Annotated in this window: 22 protein-coding genes; 10 read left to right on the forward strand and 12 right to left on the reverse strand. The window is 66.8% G+C overall.

The window, feature by feature from the left end; genetic code table 11:
• Positions 1-8 precede the first annotated feature (8 nt).
• The gene (gene rsmI, locus E0E18_RS04695) at positions 9-1,040 is read right to left on the reverse strand and encodes a 16S rRNA (cytidine(1402)-2'-O)-methyltransferase (RefSeq protein ID WP_130839498.1); all 1,032 of its coding nucleotides are present in this window, start codon (positions 1,038-1,040) and stop codon (positions 9-11) included.
• A gap of 143 nt (positions 1,041-1,183) precedes the next feature.
• On the opposite strand from rsmI, the gene E0E18_RS04700 reads away from it, so the two are divergent.
• Entirely contained in the window at positions 1,184-2,791 is a 1,608-nt protein-coding gene (locus tag E0E18_RS04700) for a dolichyl-phosphate-mannose--protein mannosyltransferase (protein ID WP_078057042.1), read from the forward strand.
• 19 nt (positions 2,792-2,810) lie between these two features.
• Here E0E18_RS04700 and E0E18_RS04705 read toward each other — a convergent pair whose 3' ends face one another.
• From E0E18_RS04705 to E0E18_RS04730, 6 genes are all read right to left on the reverse strand, one after another.
• Positions 2,811-3,623, reverse strand: coding sequence for a zf-HC2 domain-containing protein (locus E0E18_RS04705; protein ID WP_130839501.1), 813 nt, complete (start codon positions 3,621-3,623; stop codon positions 2,811-2,813).
• A 10-nt stretch (positions 3,624-3,633) separates the two neighbouring features.
• Positions 3,634-4,044 (reverse strand): DoxX family protein, encoded by a 411-nt coding sequence (locus E0E18_RS04710; protein WP_130839503.1) that lies wholly within the window; start codon positions 4,042-4,044, stop codon positions 3,634-3,636.
• A 105-nt stretch (positions 4,045-4,149) separates the two neighbouring features.
• A complete protein-coding gene (gene sepX, locus E0E18_RS04715) occupies positions 4,150-5,535 on the reverse strand; it encodes a divisome protein SepX/GlpR (RefSeq protein WP_130839505.1) in 1,386 nt (461 codons plus the stop codon).
• 233 nt (positions 5,536-5,768) lie between these two features.
• Entirely contained in the window at positions 5,769-6,407 is a 639-nt protein-coding gene (locus E0E18_RS04720) for a GNAT family N-acetyltransferase (RefSeq protein ID WP_130839507.1), read from the reverse strand.
• Between the two features lie 6 nt (positions 6,408-6,413).
• A complete protein-coding gene (gene glp / locus E0E18_RS04725) occupies positions 6,414-7,721 on the reverse strand; it encodes a molybdotransferase-like divisome protein Glp (protein ID WP_066583519.1) in 1,308 nt (435 codons plus the stop codon).
• 134 nt (positions 7,722-7,855) lie between these two features.
• On the reverse strand, positions 7,856-8,830 hold the full coding sequence (locus E0E18_RS04730) for a UTP--glucose-1-phosphate uridylyltransferase (RefSeq protein WP_066583521.1): 975 nt from the start codon (positions 8,828-8,830) through the stop codon (positions 7,856-7,858).
• Positions 8,831-9,054: 224 nt separating this feature from the next.
• On the opposite strand from E0E18_RS04730, the gene E0E18_RS04735 reads away from it, so the two are divergent.
• Entirely contained in the window at positions 9,055-9,777 is a 723-nt protein-coding gene (locus tag E0E18_RS04735) for a 5-formyltetrahydrofolate cyclo-ligase (protein WP_130839509.1), read from the forward strand.
• Between the two features lie 25 nt (positions 9,778-9,802).
• The gene (mscL, locus tag E0E18_RS04740; protein WP_110481157.1) at positions 9,803-10,282 is read left to right on the forward strand and encodes a large-conductance mechanosensitive channel protein MscL; all 480 of its coding nucleotides are present in this window, start codon (positions 9,803-9,805) and stop codon (positions 10,280-10,282) included.
• Positions 10,283-10,587: 305 nt separating this feature from the next.
• Here mscL and E0E18_RS04745 read toward each other — a convergent pair whose 3' ends face one another.
• The 5 genes from E0E18_RS04745 to E0E18_RS04765 all read right to left on the reverse strand — a co-directional run bounded on the left by E0E18_RS04745 (position 10,588) and on the right by E0E18_RS04765 (position 14,433).
• On the reverse strand, positions 10,588-11,274 hold the full coding sequence (locus E0E18_RS04745) for a MogA/MoaB family molybdenum cofactor biosynthesis protein (protein WP_110481156.1): 687 nt from the start codon (positions 11,272-11,274) through the stop codon (positions 10,588-10,590).
• A 90-nt stretch (positions 11,275-11,364) separates the two neighbouring features.
• Positions 11,365-12,678, reverse strand: coding sequence for a S1C family serine protease (locus E0E18_RS04750; RefSeq protein ID WP_130839511.1), 1,314 nt, complete (start codon positions 12,676-12,678; stop codon positions 11,365-11,367).
• Between the two features lie 379 nt (positions 12,679-13,057).
• Positions 13,058-13,753 (reverse strand): response regulator transcription factor, encoded by a 696-nt coding sequence (locus E0E18_RS04755; protein WP_110481154.1) that lies wholly within the window; start codon positions 13,751-13,753, stop codon positions 13,058-13,060.
• A gap of 227 nt (positions 13,754-13,980) precedes the next feature.
• Complete coding sequence (gene rpmF, locus E0E18_RS04760; RefSeq protein ID WP_066583532.1) at positions 13,981-14,148, reverse strand: 50S ribosomal protein L32; 168 nt, start codon at positions 14,146-14,148, stop codon at positions 13,981-13,983.
• A 15-nt stretch (positions 14,149-14,163) separates the two neighbouring features.
• Positions 14,164-14,433: a type B 50S ribosomal protein L31 gene (locus E0E18_RS04765; protein WP_066583534.1), complete on the reverse strand. Its 270-nt coding sequence runs from the start codon at positions 14,431-14,433 to the stop codon at positions 14,164-14,166.
• A gap of 394 nt (positions 14,434-14,827) precedes the next feature.
• Here E0E18_RS04765 and rpmB point away from each other — a divergent pair, with 394 nt between their 5' ends.
• The 7 genes from rpmB (at position 14,828) to E0E18_RS04800 (ending at position 18,490) form a co-directional block, all read left to right on the forward strand.
• Positions 14,828-15,064, forward strand: a complete 237-nt coding sequence (gene rpmB / locus E0E18_RS04770) for a 50S ribosomal protein L28 (protein WP_130839513.1) — start codon at positions 14,828-14,830, stop codon at positions 15,062-15,064.
• Positions 15,064-15,228, forward strand: a complete 165-nt coding sequence (gene rpmG / locus E0E18_RS04775; protein WP_005279910.1) for a 50S ribosomal protein L33 — start codon at positions 15,064-15,066, stop codon at positions 15,226-15,228. Before rpmB ends, rpmG begins: the two co-directional genes overlap by 1 nt.
• Before the next feature lie 3 nt (positions 15,229-15,231).
• Positions 15,232-15,537, forward strand: coding sequence for a 30S ribosomal protein S14 (gene rpsN / locus E0E18_RS04780; RefSeq protein WP_066583537.1), 306 nt, complete (start codon positions 15,232-15,234; stop codon positions 15,535-15,537).
• 15 nt (positions 15,538-15,552) lie between these two features.
• Positions 15,553-15,801: a 30S ribosomal protein S18 gene (gene rpsR, locus E0E18_RS04785; RefSeq protein WP_010119548.1), complete on the forward strand. Its 249-nt coding sequence runs from the start codon at positions 15,553-15,555 to the stop codon at positions 15,799-15,801.
• A gap of 343 nt (positions 15,802-16,144) precedes the next feature.
• A complete protein-coding gene (locus E0E18_RS04790; RefSeq protein ID WP_066585856.1) occupies positions 16,145-16,831 on the forward strand; it encodes an RDD family protein in 687 nt (228 codons plus the stop codon).
• 45 nt (positions 16,832-16,876) lie between these two features.
• Complete coding sequence (locus tag E0E18_RS04795; RefSeq protein WP_130839515.1) at positions 16,877-17,425, forward strand: RDD family protein; 549 nt, start codon at positions 16,877-16,879, stop codon at positions 17,423-17,425.
• A gap of 87 nt (positions 17,426-17,512) precedes the next feature.
• Positions 17,513-18,490 (forward strand): AEC family transporter, encoded by a 978-nt coding sequence (locus E0E18_RS04800; RefSeq protein ID WP_130839517.1) that lies wholly within the window; start codon positions 17,513-17,515, stop codon positions 18,488-18,490.
• Position 18,491 lies beyond the last annotated feature (1 nt).

The following is an 18,491-nucleotide window of genomic DNA, read 5'->3' on the forward strand; positions in this document are numbered from 1 at the left end:
ATAAGACATCACCTCCGGGCGGCCAGCACCGCCTCATAGAGTTCCCGCCGGGACGCCCCGTGCCCGGCGGCCACCTCCCGGCAGGCATCCTTCAGCCGCATCCCGGACGCCACCTTCTGTTCCACGACCGTCACCAGTGAGGCAGGGTCCACGGGTCCCCGTTCCGGTGCCCCGGAGATCACGACGGTGATCTCCCCCCGCACCCCGGGCCCATGACCGTCGGAGGCGGCGTCGTCGACGGCGGCGACGCGGCCCGCCAGCTCACCGAGGGGGGCGCGGAGGACTTCCTCGTGGGTTTTCGTCAGTTCCCGGCACACGGCCGCCTCCCGGTCCGCCCCGAGGATCTCCACGGCGACATCCAGGGTCTTCCTCAGCCGGTGCGGCGACTCGAAGAACGCCACAGCCCGACGTTCGTCGCGGAGGGTCTCCAGCCACCGGCGGCGGTCACCGTCACGTCGCGGTGCAAATCCGTCGAACGCGAAGTGCCCCACCCCGACGCCCGACAGGGCCAGGGCGGTGGGCACCGCGGACGGGCCGGGCAGACACGTCACCGGTACACCCGCCTCCTGCGCCGCCCGGACCAGCGGAAAACCGGGGTCCGAGACGGCCGGCATTCCCGCGTCGGTGACCACCAGGACCCTCGCTCCTGACGCCGCGGCGGTGACGAGGCCTGCGGCACGGTCGGATTCGTTGTGGTCGAAGTTGGACACCATCCGGCCCGTGATCTCCACACCCAGGGCGTCCGCCAGAGCACGGGTACGCCGGGTGTCCTCCGCTGCGACGATGTCCGCACTGCCCAGTGCGTCGATGAGGCGGACCGAGGCGTCCAGTGCCGTCCCCAGGGGGGTGGCGGCCAGAATCACGCCCCCGTGGGGACAGGGCCGGTCGACGGCGGCACGCAGCCCCAGGGACCCCGCAGGTGAGGACGCCGTGATCCCGGCGGACGCGGCAGGTCCGGTGGGTCCGGCAGGTCCGGTGGGCGCAGGGCTCTCAGAGTGCTCAGAAGGTTCGGTCGGCTCGGCGGGCACGGCAGGTTCCATAACTGCCGACTCTATCCTGCCCACTCGTGCTCTCCCCTGCCCTGCCCAGTTCTGCCCTGCCCAGTCCTGCCCTGCCCAGTCCTGCCCTGTCGCGTCCTGTCCTTCTGACCCTGCCCTTCCCTGACGCGATACTATGACGCCCTGTGAAGCAATCTGCCACCGTAGCCCACCGGCCGGGCACCGGAACGACCCGGCGGGCCTCCCCTTTCCGGGGCGCCGCCCTCCGGGCCGTCACCCGCTGGAACATCATCCTGTGCGTCCTGGCCCTGCTCGGAGCAGTCACGCGACTGACGGAGCTGGGCTACCCCACAGATGACGGCACACCCGTCTTCGACGAGAAGCACTACGTCCCGCAGGCATGGCAGATTCTGCGGGGCGCCGACAATCCCGTCGTCGGAGGTATCGAGGACAACCCGGCCTATGGACTGGTCGTCCACCCCCCGCTGGCCAAGCAGCTCGAGGCACTGGGCATGGCGGTCTTCGGAGACACCGCATTCGGATGGCGCGTCGTCGCCGCTCTGCTGGGCATCGGAGTGATCCTGCTCACGGCGTCCACAGCGCGGCGTATCGCCCGCTCCACGGGTCACGGGGACTGGGTCGGACTGTCGGCGGGGCTGATCGCCCTGTGCGACGGCATCCTGTTCGTCACCGGACGCTCTGCGATGCTCGACCAGTTCCAGACCTTCTTCGTCATTCTCGCCGCCTATCTGCTGGTCCGGGACCACGAACAGATGGAGGGCCTGTTCCGACGGGTCTTCACCGAAGGCCGCGTCTCCGACAGTCCCCTGGGCCCACGCGCCGGGTACCGGTGGTGGCGTTTCGCTGCAGGGGTCTCACTGGGGTGCGCGCTGGCCGTGAAGTGGTCCGGCCTGTACTACATGGCATTCTTCGGCCTCGCCGTTGTCGGGGTCGACTGGTGGAGACGCCGCCGTTTCGGGGTGCAGCGTCCACTGGCGGGTGTGTTCGCCCTGGACTGTGTACCGGCCTTCGCCTCCCTTGTCCTGCTGCCCGCAGTGGTCTACGTGCTGGACTGGCGTGCCTGGTTCGCCTCCGAGACCGGTGTCTTCCGCCACGAGGCGGAGTCCGGTAATGAGCGCATCGCGTCCTGGGGCCTCGGATGGCTGCCCGACTCCTGGCTGAACTTCATCTACTACCACGTGTCCGTGCTGGACTTCCACGAGGAACTCACCAACTCCAACGGTCACCACCACCCGTGGGAGTCGAAACCCTGGGACTGGTTGGCCAGTACCCGCGGGCTCCTGTACTTCAGTGAGACAGACACCGGCGGGATGAAACATGTCGTGCTGCTGACCGGCACCCCGGCGGTGTGGTTCCTCGCTGTACCGGTGATGCTGTGGGGACTGTGGTCCCTCCTGCGCCGCCGTGACATGCGGTGGCTGGTTCCGGTGGTGGGATATCTGGCGGGCTTCCTGCCCTGGCTGGTCAACACCGACCGGCAGATGTACCTGTTCTACGCGACAAACCTCGCCCCTTTCCTCATCATCGGGCTGGCTCTGGCACTGGGGCAGCTCGCCGGCCGGTCACTGGTGAAGGACCGGGACGCTGCACCGCAGGCGGGGATGGTGGCGGGGATCCGTCATCTCTTCCTCACCAGGACCGGGCTGATGGTCGGGGTGGTCTACCTCGTCATCGTGGTGTGGATGTTCCTGTTCTTCCTCCCGGTGTTCTCCGGGCTGCCGCTCACCGAGACCCAGTGGCGGTGGAGGATGTGGCTGCCGGGCTGGACCTGACAGGCTCCGTCAGTCACCGTCAGCCACTGTCCCCGGGGCGCCAGGTGGAGTTGCGTTCGGCGTCCCGGGGACTGTACGCCACCGGTCTGGCCCCCAGCGCCCGCAGTGAGTCGCGGAGCGGCGAGACCGCGTGGTGCCTGGCCAGCCACACCCCTCCGACCGCAGCGCAGGACGCCAGGTGCAGCAGCAGCCCGACGACGGTCGGCGGCTCAAGGTAGCCGAGCACCAGGTCGCGGGTGGAGAACCCCGCCCCGAACCCCCAGAGTGCGAGGAACACGGGCAACAGACCCGGGGCCGCGCGAGGTCTCCAGGCGCCCCAGATGAGCCCGGCGGCCAGCGCGAGACGCACTGTCGCGGCGTCCACCGACAGTCTCGCGAGCTCCGGGTCACCCGAGTTCGCGACCTCTCCTCCTGCACCGTCCCCTGGTGCTGTGAATTCCGGCGCGTCCGGAACTCCCGTGGCCTGCACGAGCAGGATCACGGACCAGGTGATGTACGCCAGTGCCAGAACCACCATCGCGACCCTGCAGAGCACCAACGGCAGGGACCTGCTGCGCAGCTGGTGCGACAGACCCGGAGACTGCTCGGCCAGGTCCGCCATCTGGCGGGCCAGTGCCGCGGCGTCACCGGGGCCGGTGGAATCTGCCGTGGCGGGGTCCACGGCCACGCTCAACCGCAGACGCCGGTTCAGCTCGGCGGCTTCGGCGAACCATTCCCGGCATTCCTGGCAGGCGTCAAGGTGTGCGTCCACGGCGTCCGGGTCGGTGCCCGCCGGTTCCGGTTCCCCGTCCAGCCGGGCCGACAGTGCGGCCCGCGCCTCATCGTGTTCCACGGGGCGTCCCTCAGGCGAACCGTGACAGGGCCCGGTCCAGGCTGGCCCTGCCTGAACCGAACACCACGAGGGTCACGCACGCCGCGCAGAGGACGAGGACCAGCTCGCTGCCTCCCTCGGAGACGAAGAGACCGTTGTCGAGGTGGACGAAGTAGAATGCGGCGACCATGTCGAGAGCCAGCACGCCGGCCGCAGCCGGGGTGAGCAGGCCGAGGACGAGCATGATTCCACCGAGTATCTCGACGACCGACACGACCCACGCTGACAGGGTGGGCTGCGGTATGTGGAGTCCCTCCCACTGCGCGGCGGTGGCGTCGATTCCTGTGCCGAAGGCCTTGTCCCAGCCGTGTGCGACGAATATGACACCGACCACCAGCCGCAGCAGGAACAGGGCGGCGTCTCGGAGAGCGGGGTTGTTCATGATGGTGTCAGACTACCCGACGCCTCCCCGTCAGCGGCGGCCGACAGACCGGAGCGCAGGACTGTGGTGCCGTGAGCGGGCGAGCGCACGACCGGATGCACGCTCCTAGACGACACGCACGGACAACAACCCGTCTGTCCCGGCACCTGCAGTCCTGATCACGGCACTGTCAGCTCCGTCCCTGCCGTCCCATTCGGACGTGTTGGCGAAGGTCACGTCGGCGTACCCGAGCTCGGCCAGCTCCGGGTCACTGTCGTCAGTCTCGATGATGACGGCGCCCGGACGCCTCAGACGGTCCGGCACCCCGAGCTCCGGGTCCTCCGCGTTGCGCACGCCCAACCGGGCACGGCGCATACGGGCGAGCCGGCGACGTTCGAGGGAGCGTTCCGCGACGGTCTGTCTGCGCAGCGAGTACAGGTACACGCCGGTCAAGGTGACCGTCGCGACAACCACCGTCCACAGGGCACCACTGACAACCACAGCGCCGACGAGGGAAAGGAGGGTGACCACGGCCAGTCCGACGAGCACCGCCCTGCGCCGTCGTCCCCGCTGTTCCGCGAGTTCGCGGGAGGCGACAGGATCGTAGATTCCCCTGCCACGGCGGGACGCCACGAAGTCGAGGTCGTCCTCCGTGAGTTCCTCGGCACCGAGTTCGTCATCCGGTCCGCCGTACAGTTCTTCGTCGGAGACGTCGCCTGAACCGTGGACTCGACCGGTGTCCGCGGCCCCGGAGTCACCGCCGACCCCGGTGCGATCCCGGTGGTCCCCGTCGCTGCCGACGGGCAGGGGATCGTCGTCCGTACCCACGGAGACGTCGATGTCGCCGCCGCGGATGTAGGCGACGTCGATGCTGCTGAACCTCGCGCCACTGCCGGCGGATGCTGCGGCCCGGTCCGTCACCTCCGGGACTTCCACGGTGTAGTCGGCACCTTCGACGTCACCGTCGACGACAGCGGCACCGTCGGTGTCCCGGACGTCAGCGCCGTCCGGTTCCGCGACAACGACGGTCTCGTCGGGGGCGGCCCCGTCGACTTCAGTCCCGGCCGTGACATTGTCGCCGGCAACGGCGTCCTCACCCTCACCCCGGAACGAGACTTCACGGTCCTCCGCGACTGTGGTGTCCGGCACAGAGCCCGCGCGTACCGGGGCGAACTCCCCGGTGTCGTGATCGTCCAGGGAACGGTAGGTGACGACGTCACCGTCGATGACTGCGGGTACCGCCTCATCGCGGGTGTCGTCGATGACGACCTGCTCAGGTTCAGCCTCGACCAGCTCCACCGTGGCATCCTGGTCGGAGTGGTACAGGCTCTCCGCCGGCAACGGCCGTCGCCGTGGACGGGTGATCCCCGTGCCCCCCTCGTGCACCACCCTCGTCTCTGACAACGCCTTCGAAGTTCGCCGCACAGGGGTCTGACGACGGACGAACAGCGTGGTGACGATGAGGAGCCACACCACGCCGATCAGGATCACGGAACTGAGGGAGCTGGACACGGGGGACGTATTCCTCTCACCGGGGGCACTGGGACAGCATGCTGCACCGGATCTGACCCGGCGCGGCAACGCGGTGCCACTGAGCGTACGTGCATCTTCGACGCACCGTGTCAGGCGCGCCGGAAGATCTGCCGATCAGTGTGACTGACGGTGCCGGAGAGGCGGCCGGGGAAGGCGGCGGGCAGGCTGCCACCACCGGGCGCGCACCACCGGGCCCACACCACCGGACACTGTCACGGTGCAGGCAGGACTCCGGATCTCTGGAGTCCCGCCAGAACGCCCCCGGCAGTCTCCTCGACCGTCTGCGCGACGAGGATGTGGTCACGCCACTGCCCGTTGATGTGAAGGTTGCGCCGGAGACGCCCCTCCTCCCGGTAGCCGGTGCGCGCGAGGACGGCACGCGAGGCAGCGTTGTCCTCCATGACCGTGGCCTCCACCCGGTGCATACCGACATGCTTCATGGCGTGGTCGGTGCCCAGTGCCACGGCCGCTGTCGCCACACCCCTGCCGGAGTAGCCCGAATAGACCCAGTACCCGATCCAGCAGCTGCACACCACACCGTGCTGGACGTTACCGAGGGTCAACTGTCCGGCGAACTCCCCGTCGACGTCGACAGCGAACGGCAGGACCGTGCCCTGGCGGGCCATCTTCAGCAGCCCCCGTACGGTGGCCCGCCAGGCCTGGTCCGTGTGGGAGTCCCGCCACTGGCCGGGCACCGTCGGTTCCACCGGACGCAGCAGCCTCTCGTCTGCGACCCGGTACCGTGACCAGAGTTCCCCGTCCCTGCGGTGCAGAGGGCGCAGCTGAACAGCCCCCGCAGCCGTCGCCGCCCGGGGGGTGCGGGCCGGCCAACCGGGATGACGGTCAATCATCGCCGGTCACGCACGGTTGGAAAGAAACATGACGTCAACCACTTCACCGGGTTCAACGTAGCTTCGGTCACCCGGAAGAACAACCAGACAGTTCGCCTGCCCGTGACTGCCCAGCAGATGTGTCGGCTCTCCACCGCCACCGGCACCGAGCGGATCGACGAGGAACTCCCGTGTCCCCCGGTCCCGCATCAGCTGTCCCCGCAGGTAACCGGTGCGTCCCGGCGCCGACTCGATCGCAGCCACTGTTCTGGCGGTCACCTTGCGCCGGAAGACCTCCCGACGACCGCGGAGAATCTGGATCAGAGGCCGGACCAGAACCTCGAAGGAGACCAGAGCAGCACTGGGGTTCCCCGGCAACAGGAAAGTCGGTATACGGTCCGCACCCAGGGTCCCGAAGCCCTGCACCGAACCGGGGTGCATCGCGACCCGGGAGATCTCCAGGTCCCCCAGCTCGCCGAGGACATCCCGCAGCCGGTCGCTGGCGGCTCCCCCCACACCACCGGCGATGACCACGATCTCAGACCGGATGAGCTGGCCCTCGACAGTGTCCCGCAACCTCCGCGGTTCACCGCTGAGAATCCCGACCCGGTTGACGTCAGCCCCCGCTTCACGGCCGGCGGCCGCCAGGGCATAGGAGTTCACGTCATAGATCTGGCCGAGACCCGGATCACGGTCGATGTCAACAAGTTCAGGACCGAAGGACAGGACGGAAACCCGGGGGCGGGGGTACACCAGCACCTTCGCACGACCGATCCCGGCGAGCAGTCCCACCTGGGCGGCACCGATCACCGCCCCCTCCTCCACGACAACGTCACCGGGCTGGACATCGGACCCTGCCCGGTGGACGAACTGGCCGGGCCTCAGAGGCTCGAGAGGGCTGATCCTGCGCCCCACGGTCTCCGCCCAGTCCAGGGGAAGCACAGCATCCGCAAGTGTCGGCAGCGGGGCACCCGTCTGCACCCGTACCGCCTGCCTCGGCTGCAGCCTCACCGGACGGTGGGACCCTGCGGTCACCTCACCGACGACAGGCAGGGCCACCGGCACGGGCTGCCCGGCGTCCCCGCCCTCCGCTTCCCCGGCGGCCGAACCTCCTGCACCGGGAACTGAGTCGCCACCGGCACGGGAGTGACGGACGTCAACCGCGCGCACCGCGTAACCGTCGACGGCCGCCTGGTTGAAACCGGGCAGACTCGTCTCCGACTCGACGCGTTCGGCACAACGGAGACCCAGAGCCTCGGACACCGCCGTACGAACCGGTTCCGGGGTCACCGCGGCGGCTGTCACCGCAGCCAACTGCTCCTCAACGGTCTTCACTGTCCTCAAACTTTCTCCGGGAGCCACCGACGGAAACTCCCTGGGGAAGCCTCCGGCCGGGTCATCCGCGGCCGTCACCGACTGTCAGCGGACGTCGGGGTCCGCCTGTGAACCCATCCTAGAGAGAAGCCCCGTCAGTCCGTGACGCCGGCATAGGACACGGCGTCCTCCGACAGTCGCGAGGTCAGCCACTCCTGCAGGGACGGTCCGTACGCCGGGTCGTTGAGTGCGAAGTCCACACACGCCCTGATGAACCCACCCGGGTTGCCGAGGTCGTGGCGGCCGCCCCGGTGGATGTAGACGTGCACCGGATGCCCCTCCCCGATGAGCAGGGCGATGGCGTCAGTGATCTGGATCTCTCCGCCCTTACCGGGCTCGGTGCGCCTCAGGGCGTCGAAGATCGAGCGGTCCAGCAGGTAACGGCCGGTGGCGACAATGTTCGACGGTGCGTCGGCAACGTCCGGCTTCTCGACCATTCCGGTGACCCTGCGGACAGTGGGGTCCCCGTCCCCGGCGTCCGCGATCTCGAACACGCCGTAGTTGGAGACGTCCTCCTCAGGCACCTCGAACCCGCACAGGACCGTGCCCCCGTAACGTCGCCTGATCCGGGCCATCTCGTTCATCACACCGAACGGGAGGACAAGGTCGTCGGGCAGCATCACGGCGAAGCAGTCCTCGTCATCGTCGAGGGTGCTCTCGGCACATGCGATGGCGTGGCCCAGGCCCAGAGGACGTTCCTGGTTCACCGACACCGCGTTGATCATCCCGTTGACCGCCCTGACCTTCTCCAGCTGGTCGGTCTTCCCCCTGGCCTCCAGCGTCTCCTCGAGGAGCTCGTCCCTGTCGAAGAACGCCATCACACCCTGTTTGCGGGGGGCGGTGACCACTGCCAGACGGGTGGCTCCGGCCTGCGCGGCTTCACGGGCGATCAGTTCGATCCCGGGGGTGTCGACCACCGGGAGCAGCTCCTTGGGGACGGTCTTGGTCGCGGGGAGGAACCTGGTACCCAGGCCGGCCGCCGGAACGACGACGGTCCTCAGGGCCACGGCCGGGGCTTCCCCGACCGGAGCGGACGCCGTCGGAGCTTGGAGAGTTTCATCAGCAGTCATGTGTCTGAAGAGTACCGGTCCGGACGACCACGGGTGTGACCGATACTGTCTGAACCCCCTGTTTCCAGGATTCTCCCACCGTCATGCTTCGTTTTCAACAGGTGGGACACCCCCGTCCGGGGTTCATCCGCGCGTCGCCCCCACCGGTGGGGGCGACGTCCGCATTCGCCGGGGACAGGCCGGCAGAGGCCACCGACGATCCCTGACCGTCTATGGTCGGAGACATGGAGAACACCGCCGAGGTCGCCGCAGCCAAGTCGGCCCTGCGGACCCGTGTACGCCGGCTCCGGAACCTCCGCGTCCGTTCCGGGGGGCACCCGGGGGAGCCGGTCCCTCGAAGGGTCCGCGATGACGCCATCGTCTCGCACCTCATTGAAGAGCTTGACCGTCGGGATCCGGCGCGTACCGGCGCCGTGGGCGCGTACTCCCCCCTCCCCGGCGAGCCCGGGGGATCAGACCTTCCGGAACAGCTGGCCCGTACCGGGCGGGAAGTGTGGCTTCCTGTCGTCGACGCACCCGGAGAAGAGCTGAGGTGGGCCCGCTGGCGGGGGGACGCCGCCAGCCGTACCGGCGCGTACGGTATCCGGGAGCCTGCCCCGGGCAGCGACGACGCCGCCGGCCCCGCAGGAGGCTGGGCAGCTGACATCTCCGCAGCTGCCGATGTCACTGCCCGGTCACTGCTCCCCGGACTGGTATGCCTTCTCATTCCCTGTCTTGCGGTCGGACCGGACGGGGTCCGCCTTGGTCAGGGTGGAGGATTCTATGACCGTTCTCTTGTTTCAATCCCACCGGACGGCTCAGAACATGGCAAACTGTTGGCCTGCGTGGACCATGAGGAGTTCGGGATCCCCGTCCCAGGGACGGACCTCGACGTCACAGTCCCCGCGGTGGTCACCGACACGGGCGTGTTCCCCACCGGTCGACCGGCCGACCACCGGCACCCCTGATTTCCACCGATCCGAGGAGGATCCCATGCTCAAAGGTTTCAAAGACTTCATCATGCGTGGCAACGTCATCGAACTTGCCACCGGTGTCATCATCGGTTCCGCGTTCACCGCGATCGTCACGGCGCTGACGAACAACCTGATCCAGCCGATCATCAACGTCTTCGGCGGTGGCGGAGACGTCGAGGGACTCGCCTGGAGGCTGAAGGCCGGCGACGCCTCGACGACGATCGATCTCGGCGCGATCATCACCGCGGTAATCAACTTCCTCATCATCGCCGCCGTCGTGTACTTCATCATCGTCATGCCGATCAACCGCATGGCCGAGCTCTCGGCGAAGCGTAAGGGCCAGGACACTGAGGAGGCCACCACCCTCTCCGAAGCCGATCTGCTCATCGAGATCCGCGACCTTCTGGCCGCCCAGAACGGCATTCCCACCCGCTCCAACGATGTCGACGGCACCGGCGAATCCGGCACCGCCGAGACAGGACGCCACTCAGCGCAGTAGGCGGTACCACGGGAGCGACGCTCAGGTCACTGACTCCCCGCCCCGAGCTCCCGCACCCACGGCCGTGGACACGGCAAGCTCCTTTCACCAGTGGGGCGGGCGCTGCTCCTGCCAGAACCTGTCAGTGAAATGCCCGTCCTCGACGCCACCCCCGGCACCCCTCCTCAGGGAGGCCCGGGGGTTCTGTGTGTCGTGATGGGCTTTCCCGAGGACGCCGGTTCCACGCCTGCGACGCCGGCCACGTAGCCTGTCCACGGACAACTGCCTCCCGGAATCCGTCGGGGTTCCTGTCCCTCGCTCCCCGGTCACGCCTGGTTCAGCTCGCCGATGACGTACCGGGCGAGAGGACAGAGAGTGGCCATGCCGTCACGGATGGCAGACCGGGAAGAGGCCAGGTTCACCACCACAGTTGACCCGGACACTCCCGCGACCCCCCGGGACAGTCCACCGTCGATGGCGTTACATGCCAGGGCCGAGGCCCGCAGCGCCTGAGAAAGACCCGGAATCCTCTTGTCGAGGACCTTCTTCGTCGCCTCCGGCGTCATGTCCCGGGGACCCGCACCTGTACCCCCTACCGTGATCACCAGGTCTGCTCCCCCCACGACCGCGGTCTCCAGTGCCTGACGCACACTGGCCTGCGAGGACTCGACAGTCAGGACCGCGTCCACCATGAAATCTTCTTCGGCGAGGAGTTCCGCCACCAGCTCACCGGACTGGTCGCCCGGGGCGATCTGGTCGCTGACCAGGACGACCAACGCATGCAGCAGGGAATGCCGGGTTGCTCTGGCGTCCCGCCGGTCCTCCTGCTCGTCCAGGCTGAGGAAGACTTCGTCCCCGGGTTCGGTGACCTCGGCGTCCAACCTGTCGTAGGACGCCTGCTCGTCAGGCGCCAGGTCCTCGACCCCCCGGACCCGCAGGATGTCGTCCACCCGCTTCCCGGATTCGTCGGTGTGCTCTGCCCGGGCTGAGGTACCCAGGAATCCCTCTGTCATCTCGACCTTCCTCGCCGATGTCCGGTGCCGCCGGAACGGCCCAACGACCGACCGTGCGACCTTTCATGGAACTTGATATATCTGACCATACTATTCAGAGGCGGAAAGAGTGACCTTGATCTCGTGACTGCCTTGTCCCTGTGCATCCGTGACCGTGAGAGTCACCTCGTCCCCGACCTTGTGGGACCGGATCGCGGCGATGAGACTCACTCCGCTGTCGACCACCCTGTCGTCCACACGGGTGACCACGTCGCCGGACTTCAGACCCGCCTTCTCCGCAGGTCCGCCGGGAGTGACGTCGGCGATGGAGGCACCGGTGCCGGTCGTCTCCCTGGTGTCGACCTGCGCGCCGATCATCGGGTGGGTGGCCTTGCCGTTGTCGATGAGCTGCTGTGCGGTGTCCATCGCCTGATCAGCGGGAATGGCGAAGCCGAGGCCGATGGAGCCAGACTCTCCCTGGGAACCTCCCAGAGTCGCGATGACCGAGGGAATACCAACCAGTTGGCCGTCGAGGTTGACGAGGGCACCACCGGAGTTGCCCGGGTTGATCGCGGCGTCCGTCTGGATGGCGTCGATGAGGGACGCCTCACCCCCGGACTCTCCACCGGCCTGGACCGGACGGTCTTTGGCGGAGACGATGCCGGAGGTGACAGTCGACGACAGGCCCAGCGGCGAGCCGACCGCCACGACCGACTGTCCGACCTGGAGCGAATCCGGGTCACCGACCGTGATCGGGGTGAGGTCCGAAGCTCCCTCAGCCTTGATCACGGCGATGTCGGTCTGCGGATCAGTGGCCACCACGGTCGCCGGGAACTGCTTGCCGTCGTTCGTGGCCACGGTGATCTGGGAACGCCCGGAGTCCGATCCGGAAACCACATGGTTGTTCGTAAGAATGAGACCGTCCGAGCTGATCACCGACCCGGATCCCTCCGCGCCGCTCTGACCGCTGAGTACCTGGATCGACACCACACTGGGCAGGACCTTCTGCGCGACAGCCTCGACCGTGCCCTCCGCCGGGGCAGCGGACGCCTGCTGCCGGTCTCCGACGACCGTGGTGCTGAAAGCCGGGGAAGCGGAGCTGCCTGAATCTGTTCCCCGGACAACCAGTCCGGTCGTCAGACCGGACACGAGTCCGACCGCCACGACCATGCCGACCACCGATGCGGTGGAGAACCGCCGCGGTCCACGGGTGGAAGCTGTCGTCTGAGGGTCCGCGGGCCCGGGTTGGCCCTGCTGGTCCGGCTGCCCGGGGTAACCGGGCCCTGAGGCCTGCCCCTCGGGGCCTGACGGATACCCGGGAAGACCCGGATACCCCTGCTGAGCCTGATAGGGAGACTGTCCGGGGAGAGGACGCTGACCCCACCCGTCATTGTTCCGGTTCTCGTCACCACTGCTGCCCGTCATCAGGGCCTCCGTTCATCGTTGTCATGTCAGGGCCGGACCGTAGGGCACTTCCGGCCTGTCCTGTACAAGGACCGCCGCCCCGGTGGGGATGCCCTTCCCGCCGTACAGGACCAATACTCACCCCTTGAACTGTGCCCTGTCTGCACCGAAGCTTCAAGAACCCGGTGAAACCACGGAGAAGTCGACGGGAGGAACCTCCGGGGACTGTCTGTGTCTCCTGCGGTGACCCCGCCCCCGTTGCGGGTCCTGCAGAGCAGATTCTGCGGTTCCACGGTCCCCCCCGACCGGACGTGGCCGGCACAGGCCGGCACAGGCCGGCACAGCAGAACAGGTCGCGGTGTCGCACGACATGCCGAGCGTGGGTGCACCCGGAAACCTGTCAGGGAGTGTTCTCACGCAGGGCGTATCCGACCCCGCGGACGGTGTGGATAAGACGGTCCTCTCCGTCGGCTTCGGTCTTGCGACGGAGGTAGCCGATGTACACCTCAAGCGCATTCCCCGAAGTAGGGAAATCGTAGCCCCAGACCTCTTCGAGAATTGTGTTACGGGAAAGTACTTTACGGGCGTTCCTCAGCAGCAGCTCGAGAAGTGCGAACTCAGTTCGCGTCAGACTGATCCGCCGGTCACCCCGGGTCACTTCCCGCGTCTCCGGATTCAACGTCAGATCCTGGAAACTCAGCGGCTTCGATTCTTTCGCCGCGGCGGCAGCGGTACGCCGTGAACGACGGTACAGCGACCTCACCCTGGCCAGAAGCTCCTCCAGTGCAAAAGGCTTGGCGAGGTAGTCGTCGGCACCCGCATCGAGACCCGCCACCCGGTCGGCGACCTCCGCCTTCCGTGAGAGCAGGAGAATGAGCACATCGCTGCCGCTGCCGCGGAGGTTGCGGCAGATCTCCAGTCCGTCCACCCCCGGCAGTACGCCGTCCATGATCACCAGGTCAGGGTTCTCCTTGCGGATCGCGGACAGTGCCTCTTCCCCGTCAGCAGCCTGGACCACGTCATAGCCGTTGAAGGTGAGCGACTGCCGGAGTGTGTCCCGCACGGTACGGTCCTCGTCGACAACAAGTATTTTCATAATGCCCATTGTGCACCACTACCGTCCGAAGCTCCTCCCCCGGTGACTTATTTTCAGGGAATCGACAGGATTGTCGTGCGCTATCGCACCGTCATCGCTGGTAATTAGGAGAATTTCCGCAACGTAAATTATCTGGCGGTAAAAAGACATCACCGCCGGAACCCGCTAAACGGGGTTCCGACGGTGATGTCCGGGCACTTCCGGCTGATTTCGCCGGAAGCAGCAGACTAGTCGAGGTCGACGAGTCCGAGCTGTGCGGCCTTGACGAGCCGACGCGGAATCTGGACCTCGCGACCCTGAATCCTCACGCTCTGCAGAGCGGTGTTGTCCGCCTTCCACTGCGAACGACGCGCGTGGGTGTTCGCACGGGACATGCGACGCTTCGGAACTGCCATTGTTCTCTACCTCCCCTACGCGTTCTTCTTGGACGGACGGACACGGGTGCCGAAACGGCGCTGGAACTTCTCGACCCGGCCGGCGGTGTCCATGACACGCTGGGCACCGGTCCAGAACGGGTGCGACTCGCTGGTGACGTCGACGACGATCAGCGGGTACTCGTTTCCGTCCTCCCATTCGACCTTACGGTCGGATGTGACGGTCGAACGCGTCAGGAACTGATGTCCCGTACTCGCGTCCTTGAAGACCACCGGATGGTAGTCAGGGTGGATATCGCTCTTCATTCTCAATCCCTCAGGGTCGGGCACCAGGTCGGTCCCGCGGGCCGGCCGGCACAGTACGCTGGGAACTGTGGTCCGGAGGGCCGTAGGTCGTGCCTGGGTCGGGTTTGGAGTGTGGGCCCTCCACTACGCGTGGAGGCAGCACGGACAACCACCCTAACCCGAGTCCCCCCGCCCAGGGAAATCGCCTGTCACCGCATGACGTGACCACCTGCGATTATGTACGTACGCCGGCGTGGGGTAAAGTACCGCACCGCTGTTGTCTAAGTAAACGTCATCGCCCGAACCGCCATGTCCGCACAGCGTCCCGGCCGTCCCGCTTCCTGTCTAGTCGCGGGCATCTTTCCCGCCGGTGTGACGCACGGATCTGAGGAGCGGGCGGAAGGAGAAAATACCCATGTCGGCATATTGCCAGGTCACGGGTCGGAAGCCGGGGTTCGGCAAGTCCGTCTCGCACTCGCACCGCCGCACGAACCGTCGCTGGAACCCGAACATCCAGCGTCGCTCGTTCTACCTGCCCTCTGAGGGACGGACCATCACCCTGAACGTCTCCACCAAGGGCCTCAAGACCATCGACCGGGACGGCATCGAGTCTGTCGTCGCCAAGATCCGCGCTCGTGGGGAGAAGATCTAATGGCACGTAACGACATCCGCCCCATCATCAAGCTGAAGTCCACCGCGGGCACCGGTTACACCTATGTGACCCGCAAGAACAAGCGGAACAACCCCGACCGGATCACCCTGAAGAAGTTCGATCCGATCGCTCGCAAGCACGTCGAGTTCCGCGAGGAGCGTTAATCCATGGCGAAAAAGTCAAAGATCGCGAAGAACGAGCAGCGCAAGGAGATCGTCGCGCGCTACGCAGAGCGTCGCAACGAGCTCAAGGCCATCATCAAGAACCCGAACTCCTCCGACCAGGAGCGCACGGACGCACAGTTCGAACTGAACCGTCAGCCGCGCGACGCTTCCCCGGTCCGCGTCCGTAACCGTGACGCCGCCGACGGTCGCCCCCGCGGATACCTCCGCAAGTTCGGCCTGTCCCGCGTCCGCGTCCGCGAAATGGCTCACCGCGGTGAGCTCCCGGGCGTCCGTAAGTCCAGCTGGTAAAGGGGAGCCCACATCATGAAGCGCACCAATCACAAGAAGGCGCGGATCGAGCAGTCCCGCCGCCCGAAGAAGAATCCGCTCAAGGCCGAGGGCATCGAGACCGTCGACTACAAGGATTACGCCCTGCTGCGGAAGTTCATTTCCGACCGTGGGAAGATCCGTGGCCGTCGCGTCACCGGTCTGACCCCCCAGCAGCAGCGTCAGGTCGCCACAGCGATCAAGAACGCACGGGAGATGGCTCTTCTCCCGTTCCACAGCCGCTGATCCGCCGCAGTGCACCCCCGGCTCCGCGTCGGGAGCGCACCGTCACGGTGACTTCAGCAGCACCGTGGTCCGTACAGACCCGGACCACAGCTCTCCTCTGACAGAGCGTTTACACAGACACCTGAACCCCGCCCCGGCCGTCCCCGGAGCGGGGTTCAGTCATTTCCCGGCGTCACCTGCGATCCCCGTCGCCCACGGTGACGTCTCAGCCGACAGCTGCCGGACCAGCCGGTTCCTACCCGTCCCCGGCTGTCCCCTCGCCTCCCCTCCCCACCACCCCCTCAGGTACCGTTGGGGAACAGAAACACCCTCCGAGATAATCGACGAAAGGCCTCACGTCCTCATGTCCAACCCATACGGTCCTCCCGACAACCCGTTCGACGGTGAGGACCGCACCGCCGGCCGCGACAACACAGGATCCCAACTGCCTTCCTACGGCGACTACGCCGGCGGAGGGCCGGCCGCGGGGCCCGGTGACGGTTTCGCGCCGGCCGGTGGCGGAGCGGTACTCGCCGGAGGAATGTACGCCGGCGCCGGCAAGCGGCTGGGCGCCTACCTCATCGACAGTGTGCTGCTGGGAGTGGTGGGGGTGATCCTGCTGTACATCTTCGCCTCCCAGGATATTTCGGAGTACTCCGACCAGCTCACGGCATGGGCGGACGCCGGCAGCCCCGAAGGTGACACCCCCACCATGAAGCTGGCCGGAGTGCTCACCGCCTCCCTGATCACACTGGTGCTCTGGTACATCTACCGTGTGGTCTCGGAGGTCCGCTGGGGTCAGACACTGGGCAAGAAGCTGCTGGGAATCCGGGTGGTTGACGCCGACGGGCAGCTGGTCCGGGCCAAGGCGTCCTTCCTGAGGAATTCCTGGTACATCGTTGTCTTTCTGCTGGTCACCTTCGTCGGTCTCATCGGTCAGATCGTGTCCCTGATCCTGATGGCCATCCTCGGTTTCACCATCGCCCGCAGCTCGCAGGGGCAGCACACCTTCGACCAGTGGGCCAGGACCTACGTCGTCAACGTGCACTGACCGTTCTCCGGTAGACCGCACCCCACCACTCAGTCAGGAGTCACCGTGTCCTACCCGTACCCCCCGATGCCGCCGGCAGGTTACCCCGTCGTATCCCCGTACCCCGGACCGGGCGCGCGGCTTGCCGCCTACGTGATCGACTCGCTCGTCGTCGGCTTCCTGGGTGCGGTGGTCGGTTTCTTCCTCGTCCGTGACGACGTCGTCCGTTGGTTCGACGAAATTGAGGCGTGGAACCCCGAGACTTCTCCTGCCCCGGAGCCGGGCATGTCCGACCTGTACATTCTCAGCGCCGTCACACTGCTGATCTGGTTCGCCTACCGGATCATCATGGAGACTTCCCGGGGGCAGACGCTCGGCAAAATGGCCCTGAAGATGAAGGTCGTCGACTTTGACGGCAGGACTCCGGACTTCGGGGCTTCCTTCCTGAGGAACAGCTGGTATCTCGTCAACTTTCTCGCGGGAACCGTTCCTCTGCTCGGTACCCTGGTCAGCTTCGGCATCTACATCGCCCTGGGGACCACCATCTCACGCAGCCCGTACAACCAGTCCTTCGCTGACAGGTGGGGTAAGACTTACGTGGTCAGCACACGATGACAGTCACTGTGCAGTCAGCTCTGGCGGTGGGCCGGACGGCGACAGAGGTCGCGGGGGCGGATTCCCGGCAGGATTCTCACCGGGCACATGCTTGACGTTCTCAGCGGATTCCTGGTCGTCATCACCGTCATCGCCGTCGGTTTCGTTGTCGGACGTCAGCAGCTTCTCGGCCCGAACGCCGTCTACGCGCTCAACATGTTCGTCTTCTGGCTGGCCACCCCGGCACTGCTGGTCAACTTCCTCGCCACCGCCGATCTCGCCGACGTTTTCGGGGAGAACCTCGCCGTCGTGGTCCTCAGCTCGGTTCTCGCCGGTGCAGTGGGATTCTTCGGCGCGCACTTTCTGGCACGACGTGATGTCCCCGACAGTCTCGCCACACTGCTCGCCTGCTCGTACTGCAACGGTTCCAATCTCGGCGTCCCCCTGGTCACCCACGTCCTGGGGGATCCCACCGCGTCACTTCCGGTGATCATCTTCCAGACGGCTGTCTACGGTCCGGCGGTTGTCCTCATGCTCGACGTCTCCACCCGGAGAAGACGGCGCCGAGAAGACGGGCCCGGGCAGGTCAGGTCACCGGCGCCACGTCTGGTGCGGGAGCTGCTCACCGGGGTTGTCGGTAACCCGCTGATCATCGCGGCGGCGACCGGGGTGATTCTCGCGGTCGTGCACGCCCGCACCGGATGGGCCCTGCCCGCACCGGTCGCCGAGCCGGTGGCGACCCTGGCCGGCGCTGCCGTCCCTGTGGCTCTCGTCGCCTTCGGAATGTCCATGGCCCAGGTCAGGGTGCTCGGACCGTCCAGTCCCGGCCGAAGTGTATGGGCCGCCGCGGTGGTGAAGACGGTCGTCCACCCTGCCCTCGCCTGGGTACTGGCCCGGGTGCTCTTCGACGCCGACGGCCCTGCCCTGCTCGCTTTCGTGGTGGTGGCGGCCCTGCCCACCGCACAGAATGTGTTCACCTACGCCCAACGGTTCGGGACGAACACCGTCCTGGCCAGGGACGCCGGAGTGGTCAGTACCCTGCTCTCCGTGCCTTCGGTCACGGTCATCGCCCTGCTGCTGGGGTAAT

The sequence above is a fragment of the Corynebacterium neomassiliense genome, from assembly GCF_900626215.1.
Lineage (GTDB): Bacteria > Actinomycetota > Actinomycetes > Mycobacteriales > Mycobacteriaceae > Corynebacterium > Corynebacterium neomassiliense.